General features: G+C 62.1%; 13 protein-coding genes. 1 reads left to right on the top strand and 12 read right to left on the bottom strand.

Annotation, left to right across the window (positions count from 1 at the left end; genetic code table 11):
• Positions 1-60: 60 nt before the first annotated feature.
• The 11 genes from DW899_RS03795 to DW899_RS03745 form a co-directional block, all read right to left on the bottom strand.
• Positions 61-8,175 carry a hypothetical protein gene (locus DW899_RS03795; RefSeq protein WP_199570256.1) on the bottom strand — a complete coding sequence of 2,705 codons (8,115 nt, stop codon included), beginning with the start codon at positions 8,173-8,175 and terminating at the stop codon, positions 61-63.
• A 425-nt stretch (positions 8,176-8,600) separates the two neighbouring features.
• Positions 8,601-9,020 (bottom strand): molybdenum cofactor biosynthesis protein MoaE, encoded by a 420-nt coding sequence (locus DW899_RS03790; protein ID WP_117800051.1) that lies wholly within the window; start codon positions 9,018-9,020, stop codon positions 8,601-8,603.
• A 66-nt stretch (positions 9,021-9,086) separates the two neighbouring features.
• Entirely contained in the window at positions 9,087-10,085 is a 999-nt protein-coding gene (locus DW899_RS03785) for a class B sortase (RefSeq protein WP_117646156.1), read from the bottom strand.
• A gap of 35 nt (positions 10,086-10,120) precedes the next feature.
• Positions 10,121-10,585, bottom strand: coding sequence for a 5-(carboxyamino)imidazole ribonucleotide mutase (gene purE, locus DW899_RS03780; protein ID WP_117776632.1), 465 nt, complete (start codon positions 10,583-10,585; stop codon positions 10,121-10,123).
• A 217-nt stretch (positions 10,586-10,802) separates the two neighbouring features.
• Positions 10,803-17,216: a discoidin domain-containing protein gene (locus DW899_RS03775; RefSeq protein WP_158566566.1), complete on the bottom strand. Its 6,414-nt coding sequence runs from the start codon at positions 17,214-17,216 to the stop codon at positions 10,803-10,805.
• A gap of 514 nt (positions 17,217-17,730) precedes the next feature.
• Positions 17,731-18,171, bottom strand: a complete 441-nt coding sequence (locus DW899_RS03770; protein ID WP_158550938.1) for a MarR family winged helix-turn-helix transcriptional regulator — start codon at positions 18,169-18,171, stop codon at positions 17,731-17,733.
• 104 nt (positions 18,172-18,275) lie between these two features.
• Positions 18,276-18,602 (bottom strand): hypothetical protein, encoded by a 327-nt coding sequence (locus DW899_RS03765; RefSeq protein WP_117646153.1) that lies wholly within the window; start codon positions 18,600-18,602, stop codon positions 18,276-18,278.
• 195 nt (positions 18,603-18,797) lie between these two features.
• Positions 18,798-19,625: a PTS system mannose/fructose/sorbose family transporter subunit IID gene (locus DW899_RS03760; RefSeq protein ID WP_117646152.1), complete on the bottom strand. Its 828-nt coding sequence runs from the start codon at positions 19,623-19,625 to the stop codon at positions 18,798-18,800.
• A complete protein-coding gene (locus DW899_RS03755; RefSeq protein WP_089572605.1) occupies positions 19,625-20,482 on the bottom strand; it encodes a PTS sugar transporter subunit IIC in 858 nt (285 codons plus the stop codon). The genes DW899_RS03760 and DW899_RS03755 overlap by 1 nt, the downstream gene beginning before the upstream one ends.
• 72 nt (positions 20,483-20,554) lie before the next feature.
• The gene (locus tag DW899_RS03750; protein WP_089572604.1) at positions 20,555-21,043 is read right to left on the bottom strand and encodes a PTS sugar transporter subunit IIB; all 489 of its coding nucleotides are present in this window, start codon (positions 21,041-21,043) and stop codon (positions 20,555-20,557) included.
• Positions 21,044-21,122: 79 nt separating this feature from the next.
• A complete protein-coding gene (locus tag DW899_RS03745; RefSeq protein WP_089572603.1) occupies positions 21,123-21,557 on the bottom strand; it encodes a PTS sugar transporter subunit IIA in 435 nt (144 codons plus the stop codon).
• A 308-nt stretch (positions 21,558-21,865) separates the two neighbouring features.
• Here DW899_RS03745 and DW899_RS03740 point away from each other — a divergent pair, with 308 nt between their 5' ends.
• On the top strand, positions 21,866-22,648 hold the full coding sequence (locus DW899_RS03740; protein WP_158551165.1) for a GntR family transcriptional regulator: 783 nt from the start codon (positions 21,866-21,868) through the stop codon (positions 22,646-22,648).
• A 215-nt stretch (positions 22,649-22,863) separates the two neighbouring features.
• Here the strand turns inward: DW899_RS03740 and carB are convergent, their stop codons facing one another.
• Positions 22,864-26,178, bottom strand: coding sequence for a carbamoyl-phosphate synthase large subunit (gene carB, locus DW899_RS03735; protein ID WP_117800049.1), 3,315 nt, complete (start codon positions 26,176-26,178; stop codon positions 22,864-22,866).
• Positions 26,179-26,203 lie beyond the last annotated feature (25 nt).

Genomic DNA, 26,203 nt, shown 5'->3' with positions numbered 1-26,203 from the left:
CGCGAAGCGCCCTCCCCCTGCCGCGCACGCCCGTGCGCGGCAGCCCGCTCGTCGAATCGTTCATCGCGCACCCCCGTCACGGAAGTGGCCCCCGACCGGCCGCGGCTGCAGCGCGGTGACCGTAGCGCCCGCAGTCGGGGCGCCCGCCACGGCGAGCTGTCCCGCGCGCCGACGACGCCACGCCTCGTAGGCTCCGGCGCAGCCCAGCGCCGCACCGATCATCAGGAACAGCCAGATGCCGCGGCCGCCCGTGTCGGGCAGGGCATCGCGATGGGTGTTGGTGACGGTGATCGTGAGAGTGTTGGCCTCGGAGCCCACCGCGGAGCTGTAGCCGGCCTGCTCGGGCGGCACGTACGCGGTGTTGCCGCCCTCGACCTTGCCGAACCGCACGCCAGGCTGCGCGGCGGCGCCATCATTCACGGCCTCACCTTGCACGGCATAGTTCAGGTAATGTGTGGCGCCGTCAGCGTCCTTCACCGCCACCGGCAGCCCCTCGATCACCGTGCGCCAGGTGTCGGACCAGTTGGATGCGTCCTTACCGGTCAGCTCCACCTCGTGCGGGTTCGTCCAGGTCGACCCATCCTTCAGCGTGATCGCGGGCGTCACGACATTCCCGGCAGCGTCCTTGTACGACGCAACCACGGTCAGCTTGATGCTCGCAGGCCGCAGGCCGGCCTTGTTGCCTTGGTCATCCCACACCTTTTGCAGCGTGAGCTTCACGTAGGTGTCGCACGGATCCTGCCCCTCGCCCGGCTCGGGCGTGATGCCGCCGGCGTTGTCGGACACCGGGGTGTCCCGCATCAGCACGGCCTTGGCGGCGGATTCATAGGCCTTGAGCTCCTGCCTCTGGCTACCGTCCGCATTCTGGCGCACGGCGTCCTTGATGCCGAGCCAAGCGGTGTCCGCGTCACCGGACGCCTCGCTCGTGGGCACGGTGCCATCGTAGGTGTTGACGGAGGCCTTGCCGCTCGCGTCCACCGGCTTCAACAGGCTCACCGTGAAGGCATCCATGCCGGTGCCATCGGCGTTGCCATCGCGCTTGGCGAAGGTGGCGCTCGCCGCCCCATTCTTGCTGTTCGACGTGAATGCGTCGGCCAGGCTCTCGTTCCTGGAGCGGTAGATCTTGTACGAGTTGTAGTTGCCGTCCTTCTCGCCCACGATGTCGCTCATGGAGTTGAAGTCCCACACGCTCTTGAGCTTGGTGTTGGCGAAGGGGTCCACCAGGCCGCTCGTGCCGCGGATCACGTCGGCGAGCACCATGTGGTCGTTCGCGAGTACGCCCTCGTCGTTCAGGCCGGCGAAACCGCCCGCGTAGCCCGTGGTAAGGCCGTCAAGCCCGTCGCCGTTCTCAGCCTGGCTCGCGCCGCCGCCGAAGACGTCATAGCCCACCGCGATACCCGTGACCGAGGAGTTCTCCACACGCGTGCGGTTGCCCTTGATGAGCTGCGCGTCGATGTTGGCGCGATCGCCCTTGGTGTCCACGCCGCCTTTTTCCGTACACGGCAGCTTGATGGTGGAGTCGCCGATGGTGATGATCGCCACGTCAGTCTGCTGTTTGTTCTCGGTATCCGCGCGGGACAGCGCCACGCCGACCTTCAGGCCGAAGAGGTTCACGTAGAGCGTCTCGCCCTCGGCGAGCACCTTGAGGTCGAAGACCTTGCTCACGCCGGGGAACCACTTGCCTATGTCGATGACGCCCAGGTTCTGGAGCTGGTTCGCGTAGAGTAGCTTCAGCAGCGCGTTCACGATCACCAGCAGACCGTCCACCAGCACGGAGCTAACCTGCGCATCCACCAGGTATGCGCGCTTGGTCTCGCCCACGAAGCCGCCGGCGACCTCACCGCTCGCGACCTTCTTGAGGTTGGTGACCGTGCAGTCCTTCACGCGCGCCAGGTCGGCGTAGCCCGCGAAACCGCCCGCGGCCTCGGTGCCGCGGCCGTAGTCAGCGCCCCGATGCGTCGACGTCACCGTGTAGCCGTCGGCGATGCCCGTCACGCTGGAGTTCTCGACGTGGGAGCCCCAGATGTCGAGCACGCCCGCGGTGGCGCCGAGGAGGCTGAGGTTCGACAGGACGCCGACCTTGTCCGCGTCCACCGTGCCACCCTTGCCCAGATGCCCGATGAAGCCGCCCGTGTAGTTGACGCCCTCCACGGAGGACAGGTTGGCGACGGTCGCGTTCTTCACGCTGCCGTTGATGAGCGCGCCGCCGAAGCCACCGGCCACGCCTGTGAAGCGCGTGGAATCGAGCATGCCTTGCTTGCTGGCATCGTGCGCGCGGACCTGGAAGCCGTCTGCCACGCCCGCCACGTTCGCGTGGTACACGTAGGTGCGGAAGGCGTCGAGCGCGGAGATGTTGCCAGCCTTCAGCAGCTTGAGCAGCAGGCTCGTGGACTGGTCGCCGTTGGCATCGCCGTCGCCGCCCGCCACGGAGGCCACGCTCTCGATGTCCGCCTGGCCGAAGAATCCGCCCGCGTACTGGCCGCCCTCCACGCCGCGCAGGCCGATGACCTGCAGTGTGTTGGTAACGGCGTCCGTTGCGCCCTCGTCCCGGTCCTTCGTGCCCGCGACCACGGCCTTCATCGATCCCGCGAAGCCGCCCGCCGCGCGGGCGTACTTGGTGGCGTTGCCTTCCTTATAGGAGCCGTCGACTGTGAAACCCCAGGCTGCGGCGTTCCGCTGGGCATCGGTTGCGCCGTCCCCCGCCGTCACGGCGGAGACACTCGCACCGCGCACGGTGGACAGCGTGGCTTGGAGCACCTGCGCAAGGTCGTTCGGCGTATCGATGAGCGTGTCCAAGATCTTCTGCAGCAGACCCGAGGACGTATTGGTGTTCACGTCCGCCACGCCCGCGGCCGTCATGAGGCCCGCGTAGCCGCCCACGCAGTTAGCGCCCGAGACCTTGCGCAGGTTGGTGACGTTGTCGCCCGTAGCGGTGTAGCCGCTGTGCGTGGCGCCGATGGACCAGCGGTTGGCATCCTTGTCGGCATCGGAGAACGTGGCGTCGCCCCACAGCTGCGCGCCAGAGGCGTAGCCCACGTAGCCGCCGGCAAAGCCGGTCTCGTGCTTGAAGTCGGTACCCGTGGCCTTGACGGCCATGCCCGTGCGGAAGCCCTGCACGCTGGAGCTCTTCACCACCGGAACGAGCACCTGGGCCACGTTGAGCAGCTGGCCGAGGTTGAGGTTCAGTCCGAGCACCTTCACGCCGCCCAGCTCCACGGCGCCGCCCGTCTCCATGCGGCCGGCAAAGCCGCCCGCCGCGCGCATGGCGCGCACGGTCTTGGTGTCGAAGGCCCGGCCGTTGGTGACGGTGCCACCGCGCATGAGGCCCACGTAGCCGCCGGCCACACCGCCGTGCATGGTGTTCGCCTTGTTCTCGTATGCAGCGCGCCCAGCAACCACATTAGTACCATAGACGTAATCAGCGAGGAAGGCCGCGAGCTCATCCTCGGTGGTGAACGTCTTGCCGTAGAAATCGCCGCCATAGTAGCCCTTAGAGGCAACGTGCTGAGACCAGCTATTCCACGTCTCGAGGCTGATGCCGCGCACGGGGCCCGTGACCTGCGTGTTCTCCTCGGTGGGATAGGCCACCTGCAGAGCGCCCAGGATATTGTTGGCCTTCACCAGGCCGAAGAGCAGGCTGACGCTCCCCGTCTTGGCAGTGTCGCCAGGCTCCATATAGCCCGTGAAACCGCCGGCCATCTCGGCGCCGTAGACGCTGCGGATGCGCTCGGCCATGGCGTCGCGCTGGGTGCCGGTGTAGTGGTTGCTGCCGTCCTTCTCGGACTCCCACGACGCGGCGCTCGTCCACGGCGCGTTGCTGGTGCCCCAGATGTGACCGCCAAGGTTATGCCCCACGTAGCCGCCTGCCATGCCGCGCTGCACGCTCTCGGTGCTGGCGGCCTGCGCGCGCACGGCGCCGCCGCAGGGGATGGACGTGGTCTCGGAGTTGCGAACCGTGGGCACGAAGTCCTGCACGAGCGACGCGAGGGCGCCGTTGGTGCTCACCAGGCCGTGCAGCAGCTTGGCCAGTGCGGACTCGTTGTCCTTACCGGTGTTCAGCTCGCCCAGCACGCGCGCCACGTCGCCCGGCTCGATCTGCCCGGCATAGCCGCCCGCCGAAATCTGGCCGATCACGTAGGAGAAGTTGTAGGAGTTTGAATCCTGGATGTGCCCGCCGGAGACAAGGCCCGCGAAACCGCCCGCGTCGCCGATCTCGGAGCCCGTGGCACCGGAGCTCGCGCGCACGGCGAAACCGCCCGTGCCGCCCGTCACGTCGGAGTGCTCGATGGTGGAGACCACGGCACGCACCACGCCGAGCACGTCGGTGAGCCGCAGGCTCGTTCCCAGCAGCGACAGGCCGTCGCCCACGGAGGCCGCGGAGCCCACGTCCATGTGGCCGATGTATCCGCCGGCGTAGCGCGGGGCGGTGACGGCGTAGGAGCTCTTATTACCGAAGTAGCTGCTGCCGTCCGTGCCCTCGAGATCCTTCGGCTCGGTCACCGCGGTATGGCGCAGTTGCGTCACGTTGGAGTGGCTCACCTGCACGCCGGAGCCATAGCCGATATAGCCGCCGGCCGTGCCGGACTGGGAGGCCGTGTCATCGAGGCGCGAGGCAGAGACGACGAGGCCAGGGTTGGCGGCATCGCTCGGCCTGGCGCCCGAGGCATCCGCGGCCACCGTGTCCGCGTTCGACAGCACGCCGGAGCGGTTGATGAGGGGCACGTACCCCTCGACCACGTCGAGCAGCTGGGCGATATCCACTGTGCCGAGTTTGCCGAGCAGGCTGATTCCGCCCTTGCCCGCGCTCGCGAGCGCACCCGAGGTCACGCGACCACCCCAGCCGCCAGCGTACGCGCCGCCTGTCACGTGGTCGATGTTGATGACGCCCCAGGGGGACTGCTCGGCCGCGGTCTTCGCACGGGCGTACGCACCCGTTGCGTCCTTGAGGTCATCGTCGGTGTAGATATTGACCTTACCGCCCTGGAAGTCTCCCGCGAAACCTCCGGCGATATCTGCTTCAACGCTACCGCCGTTCACGAACGTCACCGTGGCGTTCTGGTAGTTAGGCAGCAAGTAGGGAACGGCGCCCACGAGACCGTCGACGGAGATGAGACCACTCTCGAGAAGGTTCTTGAGGACTCCCGAGTCCTCGCCCTCACCGTTCACCGCATCCGCAAGGCCACCCGTAGCCGAGACGCCTACGAATCCGCCCGCCGCACCGTCCGAAGTTGAGGCGTCAGCAGTGACCGCCTTTACGGCCGTGGCGTGAACGTTCGCCGACTTGGTGCTGTTCGCGCGTCCGAAGAAGCCGCCCGCCGCGTAGACGTTCGTCTCACCCGCGGCGTTCACGCCGGTCGCTGCCACCGTCATGCCGGCTGTGACGCCCGCAACGGAACTGTCGGTCACCTCGACCGCCGAATACTTGGCCACCGAGAGCAGGCCCGAGACCTTGATGAGGCCGAGGACGTCGAGGCCGCCCACGTCGGCCGCGTCGCTCGGGCCGGAAAAGCCGATGAAGCCGCCGGCCTCGCCCTTGGCCTCGACCCGCTTCACGCCGGTGAGGGTCGTGGCGTCCACGTCGCCGCCAGTCGCGCAGCCGATGGCGCCGCCAGCGTAGCACCCGTCCACGGAGACGGTCGCACCGTCCGTGGCGCCCGCAACCGTCACGTTCGAGACCTCGAACATCTTGAACTGGCCGTCGCCGAGCTTCTGGCCAATCGCACCCAAGCCGAGGGTGTCGTTCAGCAGCGCCGCCACGGCACCGGGGACAAGCATGCCCGCGATGCCGCCGGCGTAGCTGCCCTTGGCCGTGACGGAGTCAAGACCGGTGAGCGAGGTGGTACGGCTGGCGACCGCGGTGGCGTCGAGCTTGCCCTGCTTGTAGAACGCGAGGCCGCCCACGTGCGCCGTATCGGAGCTCGCGATGACCGGGCCTGTGCCGCGCCCCACCATGCCGCCGGCGTAATCGTTGGCCGAGGACACCGTGAGGGAGCCAGACACCTGCGCACCCAGGATCTCGGACTCGCTCAAGCCCGCGAGGGAAAGGAGGGTGTTCGCCTCGCTCTGATTGTTCGAGCCGAGCAGGCCCTTCAGCAGGCCGCCCACACCATTCAGCAGATTCGTGTTCTTGTAGTCGCCCGCGCCGAGGTCCATCGCCCAGCCGAGCGTCGCCGCACCGGTGAAGCCGCCCGCGTAGGCGAGCATGTCGGCCGTGCCGTCCTGAATGCCCGAGGCCGTGACGTTGACCGCACCCGTAAGGCTATCGTTCACCGCGTGGCTGCCAGCCATGGCGCCCGCAAAGCCGCCGGCATACGAGCCACCCTCGACCGTGACGTCCGCAGTGAGCGAGGAGGTCGCGACGATGCTCTGCGGGATGGCAAGCCTCGCGAGGCTTGGCAGGTCTACGCCCAAATCGGAGAGCGCGCCCTCCATCACGTCGTCGCGGATGACGCCCGCAAAGCCGCCGGCGTATGCCTTGGCGCGCACGGTGTAGGCGACGTCACTCTGTATATAGGCGTCGGTGACGATGGTACCGGCCTGCACGCCCGCGAAGCCGCCAGCGTAGTTCTTGCCAGCGGAGCCCAGGACGGTGCCGCTGGCGAAGTTTACGACGCCCGATTTCGAGATCGTGGGGTTGTAGTAGGCCACGGGGAGCAGCTGGCTCGCCTTGATGATGTTGTTGTTGAGCAGCAGGGTGATGAGGTCGCCCAGGCCTAGGCCAGGGATGAGGTTCAGGATGTTTGTCAGGAGCTTGACGATGTCGCCCAGCGCATCGGAGAGGATATCGTACTTGACCTCTCCCTTAACGTAGCCTGCGAAGCCGCCCGTCATGTCCGCCGCACTCGACACGCTCGCGCCCTCGACCTCGCATTTGTCGACCGTGACCTCACCCACGATGCGCCCGGCGAAGGCACCCGTGGCGAGCGAAGAGGGATCGGCGGCGCGAACGTTCAACAGGGACTCGATAAGGCCACTGAGGTCAACCTTGCCGAGTGTAAGAATCTTCAACAGGGTGCTGACGAGGCCGCCCACCACGGTGCCGAGTACGCCGAGGAGTGAGCTGATGAGCGTCTGATCGACCTTGACCTTGGTGGATTCGTTAGTAACAGAGACGTCCCGAAGCTTGATGTTGTTCACGTATGCGGGTGTAGCGGACCCGGTAAACGGATTGGTTTCGCTGAGCTTGTGCGAAACGGTGCCGAAGAATCCGATGCCCGTGTGGCTGGAGACATCGAGCTTGCCAGTCTGAGTGACGTTTACATTGGAGATGACGGGACGCTGGGCAGTGTCGTTGGTGGAGATGCCGTCGGCGTTAATGGTGGACCAGAGCGCGCCGGCGGTCTTAGCGGCGTCGGTGGTGGTCGCCGCGCCGAGCATGGTGCCACTGAACATGAGCGGGGTCCAGGTCGCGTTGGATGAGGTGCCGCTGGCCGCGTCGGAGCCCACGTCGATGTTTCGGAAGATTATGTAGTTGGCGTCGGCGGCGTAGGTCAGCGTCGAGCTTGTCGCGTTGCCGTCGGCCTTGACCTCGTTGCCATAGTCGTCAAGGGTCACGTAGCGTTTGCGAGTGTGACCCGCAAGGCTGACACCCAGCTCATCCGATTTCTCGCTCGAGCCCTCGTCCAATTTGGAGGTCGCGGAAAGGTCCGCGTCACCCGCGTAAATCTCGGTTTTGGAGCCCTCGACATCGACCCAGCCGCCTTTAATCAAGCCCGTCTTCCGGTACTCCTGCGTGATCTCCCAGACCGGACGTGTGACCTTCTTGCCCGAGCCTATCGCGCGCAGCTGCTGCTCGTTGCCAATCAGGATATAGGTCTTGCCGTTGATGGTTTTGGTGACCTGGCCTTGGAAGTCGCGGCCGGCGAGCTGCGCCAGGTCCTGGGCGGCGTCTTCGACGGCGGCGTCCGTGGCGGTTTGGGCGGCGGGCTGAGCGGTGGGCTGGTTGGTTGCCGTGATGGCGTCCGCGGGAGCGGGGGCATCGGCGGTCGCGGCGTCGCTCGTGGTTGCGGGGGCGTCGGCATCCGCGGTGACATCGGCGTTGGAGACGCTATCCGCTGAGGCACCGGAGCCGGTCGCGGCGGACGAATCCGCGGCATCGGCTCCGCTGGCCTCGGTGCTTGCAGCGGTGTCTACCTGGAGCGTCCCCCCCCCCCGCGTTTTCGGAGGTATCGGCATACGCGGTCGAAGCGGTGAGGGTGCTCATCAGCTGGCGGACTGCGGCGGCGTTCTGGATGGTCAGCGCCTGGGAGATCTGGGGCACCGGGGATGCTTCAAACAGCATGAGTCCGGTCAGCGCTATCGCGATAGCTCGTTTCGCCCGCATGCTCTCCCCCAACTGCAAAACGGTTGTTAATAAAAAAAGTAGGTGAAATTCTAACATTACTCGAGCGTAGGGCAACACAAATAACGATATTGTGGACGTCTTTCTTTAGCCTACCGAAGCGTTTCCTGGAGTCATCGAATAATCGATCTCTCGTCGATTACAATTTATCGATCCGCAAGCCAGTTCCAACGCACAACAAAAGCCCGCCGGCAGTTCATCACAAGCTGCTGGCGGGCTTTTGTTGTGGATGGGACGGGGCGAGGCGGCACCCAGGGCCTTACGCTTCGCGCTCGACCTCGCTCACGCACTCGTTTTTGATGGTGCCGACGAGCGCCTGCAGTGCATCGACCACGTGCGGGCGAATGTCTCCGCCAATGAGCACGAGCATGATGTCGTCGCCCACCGCGAGCTCCCCCCTCGCCAGCCACACGCGAACGTAGCCGATGCCCGGCATCGCGCGCGTCTGCTCGATAGCGGCCTGGACCTTGTCGGTATCGTAATCAAACACCATACCGCCCACCTTGTGCCCGGGCGCCACGCCGTCGGTTTCGATTCCACGCGCCTCGGACTTGGGTGTCGCGCGCACCACGCCGTTATGCGTCAGGTACATACCGCACCCCGCAGCCGACGGGTCAGACTTAGCCTCGCGCAGCCACGCATCGACCGAAGGCATTACCTTGCCACTCTCAAGCATCATGTTCTCCCCTTGATCATCCCGGGTAGCTAAAAAAGCCCCGTCCCAAAAAGACTGCTCTCGAACAACTTATTCCTCGACCGGCGTGAGCACCATGACGGCGCGTGTGTTGCTCAGCGACAGCGAACGACAGGTCACAAGCGTTACAACCTTAGTTGCCGAAGCGGCACGATCGGTGGCATCACTCGCCACGGCAGAAGCGCCGTCGAGCATCTCGGACAGGTAGTTCTTGAGTCCGTCGTCGCCCTCAAAATTGGTCGTGCGCGCCTTGGCATACGTGTCCTCGACCACCTTGGTCGCCAGCGGACGCAGCTTATACGTCGCATCGCGCGTGATGTAGTACACATATTCAATGCTATCGAACGTTGCCTGGTCAGTCGTATCCGAAATCACGTTGAACATCGACCCATCGTTCATATGGTGGCCGTAGATCGTGGTCTGCTGGTCGACCATTCCCGGCGCGGTGTCATCGCTATCCAAGAAGATGGCACCCGAGGCGTTAGACGTGCCATCGAACAGCGTGTTGAGGTATTTGGAGTTGTTGTTGGTCTGCACCACGGGATAGTTGATGTTGGTTCCCGGCACGTAAATCCAACCCACAATCTCGGGGTTCGTCTGAGCAAGCGCATCAAAGTCGATAATCGGCACGCCGCTGGCGTCCTTATCGCTTACATATTGCTTCTCGATTTTCTGATACGAATCGCTCGCCTGCTTATAGCCAATCTGGGCATTAATAAAAATAGCGGCGGCGGCGACAATCAGACCGATACCGATGATGATGAGCAGAATGGGAATAATGGAGTGGCGCTTTTTGCGCGGCGGCTCGGTGCGATCCGACGGCGCGGCATGCGATGAAGACCGGGGCGGCTTCTTAGCGGAGCTATAAGACGAAGGACGATATGCGGCCGGCGCGTCCTGTCGACGATGCGTCGCCGGTGTCACGGGGCGCGGCGCGCGCGGCTGCTGAGGAGAGGATGTCCGACCCTGCTGTGCCGCACGGGCAGCACCCGGCTTCGACGGATCGGGAATCTGAGAAGCCTTGAATCGTTTTCCCTGATAATCGGACATGGCTCTCCTTATACTGCGGTGAAACGGCGGAACGCTTAGGCGTCAGCCATCTCCTGCTTCATCTTCTCGATAACCTTGCGGTACTCGGGGTCGCAAGCACCCAGAATCTGTGTGGCATAGATGGCGGCGTTCTTGGCACCGTTGATGGCAACGCAGGCCACGGGCACGCCCGAAGGCATCTGCACCATCGACAGCAGCGAATCCATACCGCCCAGGTCACTCGTCTTCATAGGCACGCCGATAACCGGCAGCGGCGTAAAGGCAGCCACGACACCACCCAAGTGAGCGGCCTTGCCGGCGGCGGCGATAATCACTTTGATACCGCGATCGGCGGCAGTCGAAGCCCAGTCGTGGACCTTCGCCGGCGTGCGGTGCGCGCTCGCAATGACGAGCTCATAGGGCACACCCAGTGCCTCGAGCTCGGCGGTGCAGCCTTCCATAACGCCCAGATCGGACTTGGAACCCATGATGATCCCGACAACCGGCTTCTGATCTGCCATAAACATAGACCTCCTGTTGAGAGCGGTGACGCAGCGAATCCGCGACCCTTAACTGCAAATAATTCAAGTATAGCCACCGATGCCGATGTGTTCGGTGAGAGACGGAATGCTTTGCGAGATTAAGGCCGAAGGGTCGGAGCTTTCCGCCTACATTCAAAAAGCATGCCCACCGTCCTTGGGTGGGACGGCGGGCACGCTTGCTTAGCTGTTGCTGGGGCTACTTGGCCTTGCTGCGACGATGGAAGAAAGCGCCGATCGCGGCGATGATGGCGCCGAGACCACCGACGGTCACGACGGTCGCCGCCGTCTGGTCGCCGGTATTGGGGATCGCCGAACCGTTCTTCTTGCTGCCCTGGGCCTTGTCGCCTGCGGGCTTGCCCGCCTGGTTGCCGCCGTTCGAGCCATTGCCGGAACCCTGGTTGCCCGAGCCGCCCTGGTTGCCGGAGTCGGCATCCCTGAGGCTCTCAATGGCCAGCTTGAGCTGGTCATAGGCCGCCTGGAGCTGGGTGTCGGAAGCATTCTCATCACCCAAGATGTCCTCGGCGTAGGTAATGGCATCCGTCAGGGCCTTGACAGACTCGTCCGTCTTGTCCCTGGTGTCAGTCTCCTTCGCCTGCTTGACCAGGGCCTTGAGCTGCTTCTTAGTCGGATTCTCGACCGGGACCACCGGGGTCTTCTCGAGCGCGCCGCGGGCGCTCTCGAGCGCCCTGAGCGCCTGGTCGACCTCGTCCTGCGTGGCGTCCTCATCGCTCAAGATGGCGCGGGCGCTCGCCAGGGCGTTCTCGAGCGCCGTCCAGGAGGCCTCGGTGTAGTCACCGGCCTTGAGGTCGCCGGCAGCAACCTCGGCATCAACCTTTTCGATCGCGGTAGCGAGATCATCCTTCGCCACCGGATCGGGGACGGCCGTACCGTAGAACTTGAGCTCCGCCATGCTGCAGTAGGCATCAACGTCGCCACCGCCGGCGTGAATCACCTTGACGGTCACGTAGCGACCGCGCGCGGCGCCAAAGCTCATCTGCTTCCAGTCGCCACGGTCGGTGAGCACGCGGCCGTCGTTGTCGAAGGCGAACGTACCCATCGACGCGGCGGTGCCCATCTCATAACCGTCGGCAGTGTCGGAGACCAGTATCTCGGCCTCGAAGATATCGCCGTTAGTGCCGCCGTCCTGGCGCGGCAGGAATGTAACGTCGGTGAGATCGTAGTCGCGGCCCAGGTCGACACTCAGATACTGGGGCATACCGGTCCCATGGGCCCAGTCGCTGTGCCAAAGCGTCCGCTCGTCGCCGTCGAGAGCGTTGACGGCGTTGCTGCCCTCGTAGTCGGCCTCACTCGAGAAGTCGGCCACCTTGACGTTCTTGCGGTTCTCGGGCGTGTTGATGAGGATCTTCTCATCGACAGGGCGCATCTTGAGGCCGTCGATTGCCTTCTCGATCTTGGCAGTGGCGTCTGCGACATCCTTCTTGCTATAGCTGCCCTGGCCGCTGTCGAGGAGCTTCCGAGCCGCCTCGACCGCAGTGGTGAGAGCTGCATAGGAATCCTTGGTGTAGACGGACTCGCTGTAGCCCGCGGCCTTGGAAAGCGCTGCCACGAGCGCAGAGGTATCGACACCAGCCTTGACCTCGACCTCATAGGATGCGGTCTTGGAGGGGTCGAGTACCGACGCCACCGTGATCTTTGCCTTGCCGGCCTTGTTGGCACGCAGGTAGTAGCTCACGCTATCGCCAGCCTGAACAGCGGAGACGCTTACCACAGAGGGGTCGGAGCTCTCGACCGTCACATAGGGGTAGCCAGCGCTCTCAGGCGTAGCCTTGGCGTCGACGGGCGTAATGTCGCCTTCAAAGAACTCGGTCTGGTTCTTGCCTAGCTCGACACCCTCGATGGCCTCGACACCCTGCGTGTAGTTGAAGTTGACCTCACGCAGTGTGAGCATCTGGTCACCCGATGCCTCAAGCGGCGTGACCTCGACCTTGGTCGCCTTCTTGCCCTTGTTCTCGGCAGAGAGGTCAAAGGCGTAGCGAGCCAGGAAGGAATCGTACTCCCCGCCCGCGAACTCTTGGATCGAGCCATCCTCGAACGTCACGACGGCCTTGATCTTCTGTACGGTTCCGTTGCCGCCGTTGCGGTTAACGGCCTCGACGCTATCGAGTTTCGACGGCGTCTTAAATGCGAATGTCATCGTGGTGGGAAGCTTCACGTAACTCGGTAGCTTACCCTCGCTGTCCCAGTTGCCACTCCAGTTCCACAGGAACTCAAAGCCGTTGTCGCCCTCGTTATTATCGAACAGCGCGTTATAGCTCTTCTGCTGGATAAGTTTCTCGACGTTGGTCCCGTCGTCGGTCGTGAGCTCATCGTTGGTCATCGTGATGTTGAAGGCATCCTGGGCGTACTCGGCGACCGTTGGCTGAGGAACGTCCGGCATCGTCACCGTGCCGTCGCTCGCAAACTCAAGTGCGTCGCATGCCGGGCCGATAAGCCAAGATGTCGAGGGCAGTTCGACCTTTCCGGCGGTCTTGGCCTTGAGCTTGAAACTCGCCACCGCGCCAGTACCGTTGTAGAGCTTGCCATCGCCGCGGTTGGCAAAGGCGAGATTGATAGTCTGCGTTCCGTCCACGAACTGGACCTTCTCGCGAGACAGGTTCTCCATGCCGGCAGTCGAGCCGTCCTGCGCGATGCTCTCGGACACAAACTCGAACTGGTCGCTCTTGAAGTTGACGAGGGCGCCCAGGGCGTTGACGTTCTTGGCGTCGGCCGCATAGACATCAACGGTGATCTCATCACCGGCCTCGACCTCGGTCTTGCTCGGAATCACCGCGAGCGAACCTGCGACCTTGCCCTTTTGTTTAGTGCCGCCGTCAAGACCCGCCATGGTGAACGAGTAATCGTAGACGTCGTAAACGCCGTTATCGTTGAGGTCGGCGAAGTGGTCGCGGATCTGCGAACCGAACGTCGGGGTATCGGGCTCGCGATTCTCGAGGCCCAGATAGTTCTTCATGTTGGAGTAGTCTCCGTCGGAGATCGTGGCCTTGTTGAGGTTGGAGCCCACGGCGAAGCCATCCGTGCCGTCGGTCTTGTAGATGGCAATCTCGGACGCGGAGAAGAAATTGCCGACCGAGGCGAGCGGTGTCATGCGCACGTAACGGGCGGCCACGGTGCCGTCAAACGCTACCGTCTTACAATCAGCGGAACGTGCCCAATCGACCTCCTGGCTCGTCCAGTGGACGCCATCGAGACTCGTCTCAACACGCATCTTGGTCACGGTGCCGTTGCCGGCGTCATCGCGCGGATAGTACTCGAGCTTATCGAGCTTGTAAGCGCGTCCATAGTCAACGGTAAGCGCCTTGCCCAGATCGTTGCCACCGGAGTGGAAACCGCCGTCGCCCGACTGGAACTCATGGTCGAAGGCGAGCTCGGCCTTATGGCTGCCGTAAAGTGAGCCCTCCCAGGTGATTTCCTCGGCGTCGGGGACGTTCCGCCACGGATCGAGTGCGGAGTTCGCCTCGAGCACATCGCTCCAGGCGGAGTAACCTTCGGCGTTGCGCGAACGAATCTGGTAGGTGTGCTTGCTATTGTAGGCGAGGTCGGTGTGCGTGAACTCGGCCGCATCACCCACGGCAAACACAGTGCCGTCGACCTTAAGGTCGTAGGAGGTAGCACCATCGACCTTTCCCCAGGTGAGCTTGATGCTCGTTGGGGTCGTGGCGTCCTCGGGGGCAGCAAGGTTCGTGGGTGCGGAGAGGTTCTCGTTGAGGCGATCGGCTGTGAGCGTGGCGTCGGCGTTCACGAAACCGCCCAGCTCAAGCGTCTGCGCCGCTGCAGCAACATCGGTCTTCGCGAACTTGACGTAGACCTTGGGGTTCGTGGTGATCTTGGTGTTGTTGAAGCTCTCGCCCTGCTCGGCCTCGGTGCCGTCCGCATCGCTGCCGTAGTGGTTGAGGTTGGGGGTCTCGCTGTAGAAGTAGACCGCCTGGCCGGCCTCGGGGGTCGCGGCGTCAAAGGTCTCCTGCGAGTCGACCTCAACCACGTTGAGTGCGGATCCGCCGTTCTTGGCGACAACGCTCGTGGGCTTGGCGGACACATTGGCCACGAAGGTCGTGGTGCGGTTGGAGTCGTAGCCGTTGTAGCCGCCCTGCGAGGCCTCGGCGGTAAAGGTCGCGGTGCCGCCTGCGGCCTTGGAGCTGTAGACGGTGCTCACATGCTCACCGTAGGAGATATTGTCGATCGTGCCGTAGGAATCGTCCTCAGTCGTGTTGTTCTCGATGGAGGAGCCGTCGTCCTCGTACTGCGTAAAGGTGCCGTCGCCCTCGGTGGCGAAGAACTCGACGATACGCTGGCTGCGGTCGGTACCCTTGGTGTTGGTGTCGCTCACGGCCTCGGGGTTGTTGTTCTCGGCGTACATCGGCACGATAGCGTTGGCCTTCACAAACAGCGGCAGCTTCCAAAGCGGAGCCTCGTAGTTGTTGAGAACCTGGCCGCCGCGATACTGCTTACCCGAGAAGTAATCGATCCAGATGGTGGGATTCTCGTCGGTGCCGTAGTTGGGGAGGTAAATCCCATTGCGAATGTCGTTGCCGTTCTCGTCTGCCTGGGTATCCTGATACACCGGTGCCACTAGGAAGTTCTCACCGAACATATACTGGTACTGCGTCGAAGTGCTTGCGGCGTACTCGGAGTTGTCGGAAAGCAGCATGGCGCGGATCATGGGCAGGCCGGCATCGCCGTTACCCGTGTCGATGTTGGCCGCCGAGGCCGCGCTCGTGTAGATATAGGGCATGAGCTGCGCCTTGAGCTTGAGGTAGAAGCGCGAGATGCCTGTGTAGGGATCGCCGTGCGTCATGGGCGATTTACGGTAGGTGCCCCAACCGTCCATGTCAAGCATAGAGGGCGTGAACGTCTTCCACTGGTAGTCACGCGCAGAGATGATGGGGTCGCCGCCAAAGATGCCATCCATGTCGGAGCCGATGTTGGGGTTGCCCGAAAGACTCTGACCGATATACGTGGGGATATGGAAGCGAATGTACTCCCAGTTACCGCCATACTGGTCGCCGGTCCAAATGCCACCAAAGCGCTGCGTGCCGGCCCAACCATCGAGCGTGATGATGTTGGGGCGCTTGTTAGCGCCGGTCGTCACCGTGTCATAAGCTGTCTTGATGCCATTAAGACCAAAGGAGTAGCCAGATCCAACCCAGGCAACGTCGGTCTTAAGGGTAGTGATGCCTCCCGTCTTGACCTCGGCGTCGAAGTCGCGAAGCAGATGCCACGGGGTCTCAGGGTTGCTGTCGGGCTCAAGGTTGGACTGGGTCCACAAGCCCGTGCTCACACCCTTGGAGTTGGCATACTCGGTGAACTTCTTAAGGTTGTCGACATTGGCACGCACAGTGTTAAGACGGTCGGCCGAGCTCGCTCCGTCGGAGTTGACGCCGCCGGTCTTGTAGTAACCGTTCTGGCCATAGCCGGCGCCGTAACCGTCGTTCGGCAGGAACCAGCCGAGCGGCATGTCGTTGTCCTCGTAGTCATCGATAACCTGACGAGCAGAGAACTGGCGGTCGAAATCGGTCGCTTTCATGTTCTCGGTATCAACCGTAGGGCCCTCACCGTTGAGCGTCTCGGCCGCAAGTGTGCCGTCGAGCTTGTAGCCCGTCGACATGCCAGACTCGTACTTAACGTCGCCCTTCTCGCTCGAGGACTTGCTGCCCTTGGTCTCCCACTTCTTTTGACCCGAGGTCGTTGACCAGCCATCACGGTTATAGGCATTAAGATGACCAAGGTAGAACCCGTACTCGGGCAGCAGTACCGGGTTACCGGTCACCTTGTAGTAGTCCTGCAGCATCTCGGTTGCCACGTTCGAAGCGCCCTCGTTGGTCGCCACGAAGTAGTAGGCATCAAACTCATTCTCGCTGTGCAAAGTCGTGACCGTCGATGAGTCCGTGGAACCGAAGTCGTAGGAACCCTCTGCAAACGTGTTTCGGAGTACGCCGTAGCCGTCACTCGTCCAATAAAACGGGTTGGGCGAGGCAACGCCGCCATCGGTCCAGTTGTTCGTGTTGGAGATGGCGATGGTCTGGTTGGTGTGCAGGAAGCGTCCGTTCTGGGTGCCGCCGCCAAAGAAGTTCTCGGACTTCTCCTTGGCGAGCGTCTGGACGGTACCCTTCTTATCAAGGTCGAGGGACGCGGACTCGGAAACCACGACACGGTCGCCTGACTTGATACTCATCTTGCCAGTCGCCTTGTCCAGGATCACGGTCGCCTTTCCGCCGGTGATCTCGATAGTGTCGCCCTTGTCGGCAACCGTCGCACTCGGCTTGCTGTAGGTGTCCGAGGTATCGGGCTGAGCCTGGATCTTAGCCGTGTGGGACTTACTACGCGGCGTGGCGTACTCGGAAAACTCACCCTTGGGGTCGACGTTATAACGGAAAATACCGTCCTCGAGGAACGTAATACGGCCCTTGATGCCGTCAGCGAAATCGATGTCGACGACATTCGAGGCAGACTGGGACACGGTCGCCGAGTCGACGCCCTTGAGTGGCGTGGCAATCGCCTGCTGGGGATTGGCAAACACGAGCGTCGCTGCAGTGGCAACGAGGACCGCGCTTCCCTTCACCCACCGTTTCGTAAAAATGGAATTCCTGCGCATCTGGTCTCCTTTCTTCCGACATGCTGAGGTGCCGAGGACGCCCCCCCCCGGCAGCATGGGAAAACGTATCAAACGGAGATGTTCGGTACATTCCGCACAATGGGGGCCACCCGTTACCAAGGGGCCAACTGGTAGTAACCAGATAGCCACCTACTAGGTCATATCAACATATGGGAGCACTTGCGCACCCAAGTTCGGAATTCTCCCAGCGGCAGCAAAATAAGCGTCAACGGCAAGGTGGGCTTAATAAGCCATACCAATTGGTTCTTCAGTCAAATACCAATCTAGCAAAAATGTACTGTTTGTCTGGTATTACACAGACCATACCTTTCCCTCGGGAACTGGGCTTCGCGAAGTTTCCCGAGGGAAAGGCTCAGCCGCCATCCTGCAACCTACCGGGGATTGCCATGACGTACGTTGGCTGATTTGGTTTGGAATGAGATGTTGACGGTGGCTGATGGGCACAACTGTCCCGGGTGCATTTCAAGATGCACCTAAATGTCTGTCTTTATCCTTATAGATTGTCCAGGTAGTCGTCGGCATCATAGGTAAGGCTGTAAGCTTTATTCAGGATGCGCACGAGCTCCTGGGCATCGTGCTCGCCGAGCGCCGAGAGTTGTTTCGAGAGCGATGCCACACTCTCGGCATTTTTTTTCGCCGCGAAATCACGGCCTTCCTCGGTAATGCTCACCAGCACACGCCGACGATCGTTTGGATCAGTCCTGCGCTGAACGTAACCCTTACTCTCGAGTGAATCCAAGATATGCGACATGCGCGCACGGGAGAATTTCAGCTTCTTGGCAATCTCGGAGGGAATGACATCACCGTCAATACCCGATAGATACTGTAAAACCGGTGCCTCGCCCACACTGGCGCCGCCGGCAGCACTCAAGGATCCCTTGGCAAGGGAACGTGAGTACACAATCAGTTTTCGAGCGACGTCATCGTAATCCACTGGGGATATTGTCCTTTGCAACTCTAGAAGGGCCATAAAACCGTCATTTGCCGTACATTAGTTAACATTCGCAACAATTATTTATGATACCCCAACGCGGAAGTCTATTGCTCGTCCTTCTTGCGTCGCATAAGCTCCTCAACGTCGACACCAGCGGCCTCGAGCATGCGCTCGACATTCTTTTTGGCGTTGGTCGTGCCGACCTTAAGCACGATCGAAAGCGGAGTGCCCACCACCAGGCACACGATGCCCACGGGGACACCCCAGCCGGGGCCGCCCTGCATACCCCACATCCCCATCAAAAAGCCAATCGCCACGAGCGAATAGCCCAGGCGCAGCCAAACATTGAGCCGCTGAATAGCATCGGTCTGCATCTTTGCCTCGCGAATCAAGTCGTCGCGCGAAAGGTCGTGTCCATGTTTCTCGTGCATATGGTCCTCCTCGTGCAAAGTGTGCATCATGCGCAAGTGCATCGTTTGTCGAATACGTCATCTTTCAAGAGCAATATAGCGGGTGTCGTGTAGGCGATGGAGGTCGCTGGCCATATTGCCCTTGAAGGGCGGCGCAAAATCAGAAGGCCGTGCGGTTGAGGCCGCACGGCCTTACAGGGGGCCAGGGGATGATGACTAGTAGCTCAGTGCCGGGTCGAAGAAGCCAATGAGAACGCCCACAAATGCGATCACAACGAGGATCAGCATCATAACGATGGGGTTGACCTTCTTCTTGGTCATCATGTACCAGCAGAAGATGATGAAGATCATCGGCAGCAGGTGCGGATAGATGCCATCGAGCGTGTCCTGGAACTTACCGCCACCGGGCAGCACCAGGTTGGGGCTGCAGGTGATGGAGACCCAGGTAGCACCGACTGCACCGATGACCATGGTACCGACCATCACGATGGAATCACGCAGAGCCTTGGCCTTGGGGCCGACGAGGGCCTCGACCGCCTTGCCGCCGAGCTCATAGCCCTGGTTGTAGGCAAAGCGCATGCCAAGGAACATGAGCAGGTTCCACACGACAATATAGAAGATGGCGCCGAGCGGGGAGCCGCCGGTCGAGAGACCGAGGGCAATACCGAGCAGGATCGGGATCAGGGTACCGACGATCAGCGAGTCGCCAAGGCCGGCGAGCGGGCCCATGAGGCCGGCGCGGATGCCGTTGATGGCGTCGTCGTCGATGGCCTCGCCGTTTGCGCGAGCCTCCTCGAGGCCGGCGGTGACGCCGACAATCATGGTGCCGATCTGCGGCTCGGTGTTGAAGAACGCGGAGTAGGTCTGGAGGGCCTGCTTCTGCTCCTCGGGCGTGTCGTAGAGCTCCTCGACAATCGGAAGCATGGCGCACAGGTAACCGAAGGTCTGCATGTGCTCCTGCGAGAAGCAGGTCAGGTTGCCATAGGACCAGTTACGGAACGACTTGGCAAGCGTTTTCTTAGAGAGCTTTTTCTTCTCTGCCATTAGATGTCCTCCTCTTCCTCATCATCTGAGCCCGAGGCGATAGCTGCCTTGGGAGCGTTTGCGAGGTCGATCTTGAGCGAAGCGATCTCATAGTTGATCAGGGCGAAGAAGCAGCCGATGCCGGCAGCGGCGATCAGGTTGCAGCCCATAACAGCGGACAGGGTGAAGCCGAAGAAGAACGTCAGGAAGTCCGTGGGCTTAGAGATGACCTGCTTGAGCAGGATGGCGATACCGACGGTAGGCAGCAGCGAGCCGACGGTAAACAGCGTCTTCATCGCGATGCCGTCCATGGGCATGTAGGTCTTCATGAGGTCGACCATGGCGGTGCCGCCCATGGTGATGATGAACGTCGGGAGGAACGAGCAGACGATGTGACCGATCCAAGGCAGAACGTTGTTGACCAGGTAGAGCTTGTGGAGATCGCCCTTCTCGAGCCACTTCCAGCCCATGCCCTGCCACACCAGGTTGATGGTGGCGGTGCCATAGAAGAGCACAGTGCCGAGCGTGCCGACGGCGGCACCGAGGGATGCGGCCATGCCGGCAGCCTCAGCGGAGGCGGGATCGATGCCCGAGTTCTTGATGGCGAGGATCGCCAGCGGGATGCCGATATAGGACACGGCGCGGACGTCGGCGGAGACGGTTCCGCCGGGGGTCACGAGAGCGATGTAGACAACCTGGATGGCAGCGCCGACGAGGATACCCGTCTGCATATCGCCCATGATGATGCCGACGATGAGGCCGGCGACCAGAGGACGACCCAGAGTGTAGTTGCCGATCGTCGTGCCGCCCATGCCAGGCAGTGATGCCAGGCAGGCGAACAGGCCGAACAGCGCGGCTTGGAATGCATTGATTGCCATGCTTTCCCCTTTCTTTATTCCTCAGCCCCTTTCACCAAGGGCTGTAGATACCAAAATGCGGCTGGCACCTAACTAGAAGCCAAACTGACCGCGGAACTTGGGCCACTCACCGATGGACTTCTCCTTGATAAGGGCGAACTCGACCGTGTAACCGGCGTTGGTGAGATCCTCGAGCGCCTGGGCCTCTTCCTGCGTGATCGACTGGTTGTTGCCAAGCTTGGTGGTGCCGGGACGATCGTTGCAGGGACCGACGATGATGCGGTCCATGCCGGGCTTAAAGCCAAAATCGACGAGAAGTTCCTTCATGTCGAGCGGGTTCTTGGTGATCAGGAAGTACTTGGTGTCGGACTTGAGAACCTTCTCGGAGACCTCCTTGAAGTGCTCCTTGGTCCACACGAACGTCTTCTTGCCCGAGGCACTCTTGTAGGCCTCCTTGAGCACGGGGTTGGACGCTGCAGCGTCGTTGACGGCGATAAGACCGTCGCAGGGATACTCGAGGGCCCAACGGGTAACGGTCTGTCCATGGATCATACGGTCATCAATACGGATGAACGAAATCATGCGTTCTCCCTTTCTTTATCACCGGGGGTCTTTCCTCTTAACCCCCGCTCCATCACGAAAATTTGGGCGGATGCGCTGCCTAGATGTCGTCGTCCTCGTCGTCGGCGTCATCGGTCGGGACAACGAGCTCGGACATACCGTTCTTGCCCTCCTGCAGCATCATCTGCTTGAGGGAATCCAGGTCCATGGTGGCAAGCCCCATCATGGCGGTCATAGCCATGGGCAGATTCATACCGCCGAAGGCAATGGTGTGGGCGAGCAAACCCTTCTCGGCCAGCGTGTTCATGGCATTGGTGAGCGGCGATCCGCCCAGGATGTCACCAAGCAGGACAACCTCGTCATCGGCGGTAACGGGAGCGAGCATCGCCTTGACGTTCTCGACATACTCGTCAGCGCCCATGCCGTCCACGAGACTCGTCGACAAGATGTTCGGGGCGTCATTGCCGAGCATCTTGAGGACACTGTGCAGTCCGGGAGCGAGCGTTCCGTGACTGACCATTACCAGATACCGCATGCGGTCTCCTCTCGACCTGCCGTGTGTCGCACGGCTTTGCTTTTTGCTGAGATTATTGTTGCGCCGGGGCATGTTCGGTACAAGAAAATAGTTGCGAACGGCAACTATTCATCGGTTAACGGTAGCAACTATTTTTGTGCCTAAATTATTTTTTCTTCTAATTATTTTTAAAATAGCAGGTAGATTGCCTGATAAATGTTTTATGTTCCTTATGCACCATACATACCAGCAAGAATCGGGCCTGGCATCTCCGGTTTGCCCCGCAGTGTCAGACCATGTCACGTACGCCCACGACATGGAGGTACCCCATGGATATGATCTCGTTTCTCGCCTCCGAACCCTTCGACCGCAGCGGTGATACGCCGCTCTATGTCCAGCTTAAACATCGAATCGCTCTGCTTATCGCCAGCCAGGCGTTCGACACCAAGACGCCGCTGCCACGCGAGCTCGAAATCTGTGAGCGGCTGGAGTTATCGCGCGCGACCGTGCGCCGTTGCTTCCAAGATCTCGTCATCGAGGGGCGCGTGGTGCGCAAGCGCGGCCAGGGCACGTTCATCAAGCCCCAAACTTCAGCACCCGGCATCGACCTGGCCCTGAATTTCAGCGCGCGGATGCGCGAAGCGGGACGGGTTCCGAGCTCGCAGATTCTCGCCTTTTCAAGCATACCGGCCGTCCGCGGCATCGCCTCCGGGCTCAAAGTGCCCGAAGGGACACCCGTCTGGGAGATTCGCCGCCTGCGTCTCGCCAACGACAAACCCATGGAGCTCAACTACGTCTATATCCCCGTGTCACTTTGCCCCGAGCTCACGCGCAAAGACGTGGATGGCTCGCTCTACGCCTACATCGCGGAAAAGACCGGCATCCTGCCCGCAAGCGTCGATGCCGTCTACGAGACAGTCAACCTCGACAAGCATGAGGCGCGTCTTTTGGGACAGAACACCGGTAAGGCGGCGATGCGCATCGTGCGTTCGACCTACGACAAGACGGGAACCCCGTTCGAGGTAGGCGTGCTCATCAGCTGCGACGGTCAGGCAAAGCTGCACGTGCACATCGCCGCCGACAAAACAACCTTCACCGCCACAGCCCAATAAATCCAAAACGTGGGCGCCGTCGTTCAAACGAACGACGGCGCCCACACTCATTTTCTATTCAGCCCTAGTCATCGCACAAAGCCCCTTCGGCAGCACACGGTGCAACCGAGTCACCGTAGGCCGGGGCGGGAGGCGGTCCTTTCTCTCGGAAAACTTCGCGAAGCCCAGTTTCCGAGAGAAAGTGTCCGGCTGCCGCCCCGGCCGACCAGGTCACATTACACCGTGTGCTGCGGCAGGTCCTGCAGGGCGATGACGTCCATGCCCATGTCGTTGGCGCTGCCGTGACCCTGCTGGTCCTCACGCACCGCCTCGATGGCACTCACGTACGTGTTGGCGGCAGACATCGCGGTCACGCAGGTCACACCGCGTCGCACTGCCTCGGTGCGCAGCAGATAGCCGTCGCCGCGCGAGCCCGGACCGTACGGCGTGTTGATGATCACCGCGATCTTGCCATCGGCGATGAGGTCGCCGATGTTGGGGCGCTCGCCGTCGTGCGGGCCGCTAATCTTCTCCACGATCTCGCACGTCACGTTGCCTCCACGCAGCACGCGCGCCGTACCCTCGGTAGAGCAGATGTCAAAGCCCAGATAGCGCAGGATACGGGCGACCGAAAGGATATGGCGCTTGTCGCGGTCGCACACGCTAATGAACACCTTGCCGCAACTCGGGTCGGGCAGCTTGTAGTCGATCGCCAGCTGCGTCTTGGCGTATGCCTCGGGATAGCTCTTGGCGATACCCATGACCTCGCCCGTCGACTTCATCTCGGGCCCCAGGATGACGTCGGCGCCCGGGAAACGGCCCCAGGGCATAACGGCTTCCTTCATGCAGAACCAGTCCAGCTGACGCTCATCGCTCGGCAGGCCCAAGCTCGCGATGGAATCGCCCGCCATGATACGCGCCGCGCACTTGGCCAGCGGCACGCCGGTGGCCTTGGAGATAAACGGCACGGTACGGCTGGCACGCGGGTTGGCCTCGATCACGTAGACGGTCTCACCCTTGATGGCATACTGCACGTTGACCAGGCCGCGTACGCCCAGCGCCATCGCGATGCGGCGCGTGGTCTCGCGGAGCTTCGCCTGCAGGCTCTCGCTAAAGCTAAACGGCGGAATGCAGGTCGCAGAGTCGCCGGAGTGAATACCGGCCTCCTCAATATGCTCCAGGATGCCGCCGATGTAGACCTCTTCGCCGTCGCACAGGGCATCGACATCGGACTCAATCGCACCCTCCAGGAAGCGGTCGAGGTACACCGGGTAGTCGGGGCTAATGCGCGCAGCCTCGGCCATGTAATCGCGTAGATGCCCGGCATCGTAGGCGATCATCATGCCGCGGCCACCCAGCACGTAGCTCGGACGCACCAGCAGCGGGTAGCCGATGTGCGCGGCCACGGCCTCGGCCTCCTCAAACGAGGTGGCCTGACCCGCCGGCGGGTACATAATGCCCAGCTTGTCGAGTAGGGCGGCAAAGCGCTCGCGGTCCTCGGCAAAGTCGATGGCGTCGGGCTTTGTGCCCATAATGTTGACGCCGCTCTCCTCGAGCATGCGCGCCAGTTTAAGCGGGGTCTGACCGCCGAGCGTCACCACGACGCCGTCGGGTCGCTCAACATCGATGACATCCATGACGTCCTCGTAGGTGAGCGGCTCAAAGTACAAGCGGTCCGAGGTGTCGTAGTCAGTCGAGACGGTCTCGGGGTTGCAGTTGACCATGATGGTCTCGAAGCCGCGGGCCGCCAGCGCGTAGCTCGCGTGCACGCAGCAGTAATCGAACTCGATACCCTGGCCAATGCGGTTGGGGCCGGCGCCCAGGATCATCGCCTTGGGCTTGTCCGCCGGCGTGGTCTCGTCGGGAGCCACGCACTTTTTGGCGTCCGGGCTCGTGCGGTAGATGTTCTCGTACGTCTTGTAGTGGTACTCCGTGGCGCTCGAAAACTCCGCAGCGCAGGTATCGACCGTCTTCATGCTGGGAACCACGCCCAGACCCTTGCGATAGGCGCGCACAAAGCGCTCGTCCGAGCCGGTCAGCGCGGCAATCTCGGCGTCGCTCGTGCCGTACTGCTTGAGCAGGCGCATCGCGTCGGCGTCGATATCCTCCACACGCAGGCCGCGGATGCTCTCCTGGACCTGCACCATGTCGTTGATACGGTTGAGGTACCACGGATCGATACCGCAGATGGCATGGATGTGGGCGATGTCCCAGCCACGGCGCAGGGCCTCGACCACAAAGAAGATGCGGTGCTCGGTCGGGGTTGCCACGGCCTGAGCGAGCTCATCGTCGCTCAGCTTGTCGGCACCCTCCTTGCCACCGGCGCAGATGCCCTGGTGACCGTCCTCCAGTGAGCGCATGGCCTTGCCGAAGGCCTCCTCAAAGGTGCGGCCGATCGCCATAATCTCGCCCACGGCCTTCATGCGCGTGGTGAGCGTAGGATCAGTGCCTTTAAACTTCTCGAAGGCAAAGCGCGGCACCTTGACGACGCAGTAGTCGATTGTGGGCTCAAAGCAGGCGGGCGTTGCCTTGGTGATGTCGTTGACGATCTCGTCGAGCGTGTAGCCCACGGCCAGGCGAGCGGCGGCCTTGGCGATGGGGAAGCCCGTGGCCTTGGAGGCCAGTGCGGACGAACGGCTCACGCGCGGGTTCATCTCGATGACGATCAGGCGGCCGGTCTGGGGGTTCACGGCAAACTGCACGTTGGAGCCGCCGGTCTCGACGCCGATCTTCCCCAAGATGGCGAGCGAGGCGACACGCATGCGCTGGTACTCAAGGTCGGAGAGCGTCTGCGCCGGCGCCACGGTGATGGAGTCGCCGGTGTGCACGCCCATGGGGTCGAGATTCTCGATGGAGCACACGATGATGCCGTTGCCGGCGTGGTCGCGCATGACCTCCATCTCATACTCTTTCCAACCCTCGATGGACTCCTCGACCAGCACCTCATGGGCAGGCGAGAGCTCAAGGCCCTGGCTCACGATGGAGACGAGCTCCTCGTGGGTATGCGCGATGCCGCCGCCGGCGCCACCGAGGGTAAAGCTCGGGCGCAGTACGCAGGGATATCCCACGCGCTCGGCGATAGCCTCGGCGTCGGCCACGCTGTAGGCATAGCCCGAGCGCGCAACCTCCAGGCCGATCTCGGCCATGGCCTCGTTAAAGAGTTTGCGGTCCTCGCCGCGCTCGATAGCGGCCAGGTCGCAGCCGATCATCTCGACGCCGTACTTGTCGAGCGTGCCGTCCTTTGCCAGCTCGACGGCGGCGTTCAGACCGGTCTGGCCGCCCAGCGTGGGCAGCAGCGCGTCCGGGCGCTCTTTCTTGATTACGCGCTCGATAAACTCGGCGGTGATGGGCTCGACATAGGTGCGGTCGGCAAGACCCGGGTCGGTCATGATGGTCGCCGGATTGGAGTTGACCAGGATGACCTCAAAGCCATCCTCCTTGAGCACCTTGCAGGCCTGGGCGCCGGAGTAGTCGAACTCGCAGGCCTGGCCAATAACGATGGGGCCCGAACCAATAACGAGGATGCGCTTGATGTCAGTACGTTTAGGCATGTTAAAAACCTCCTAGAGAGGCTGA

The organism is Collinsella sp. AM41-2BH (assembly GCF_003468085.1).
GTDB lineage: Bacteria > Actinomycetota > Coriobacteriia > Coriobacteriales > Coriobacteriaceae > Collinsella.
The sequence above is the reverse complement of the archived record's forward strand: the minus strand, read 5'-3'. Positions and strand labels throughout refer to the sequence as shown.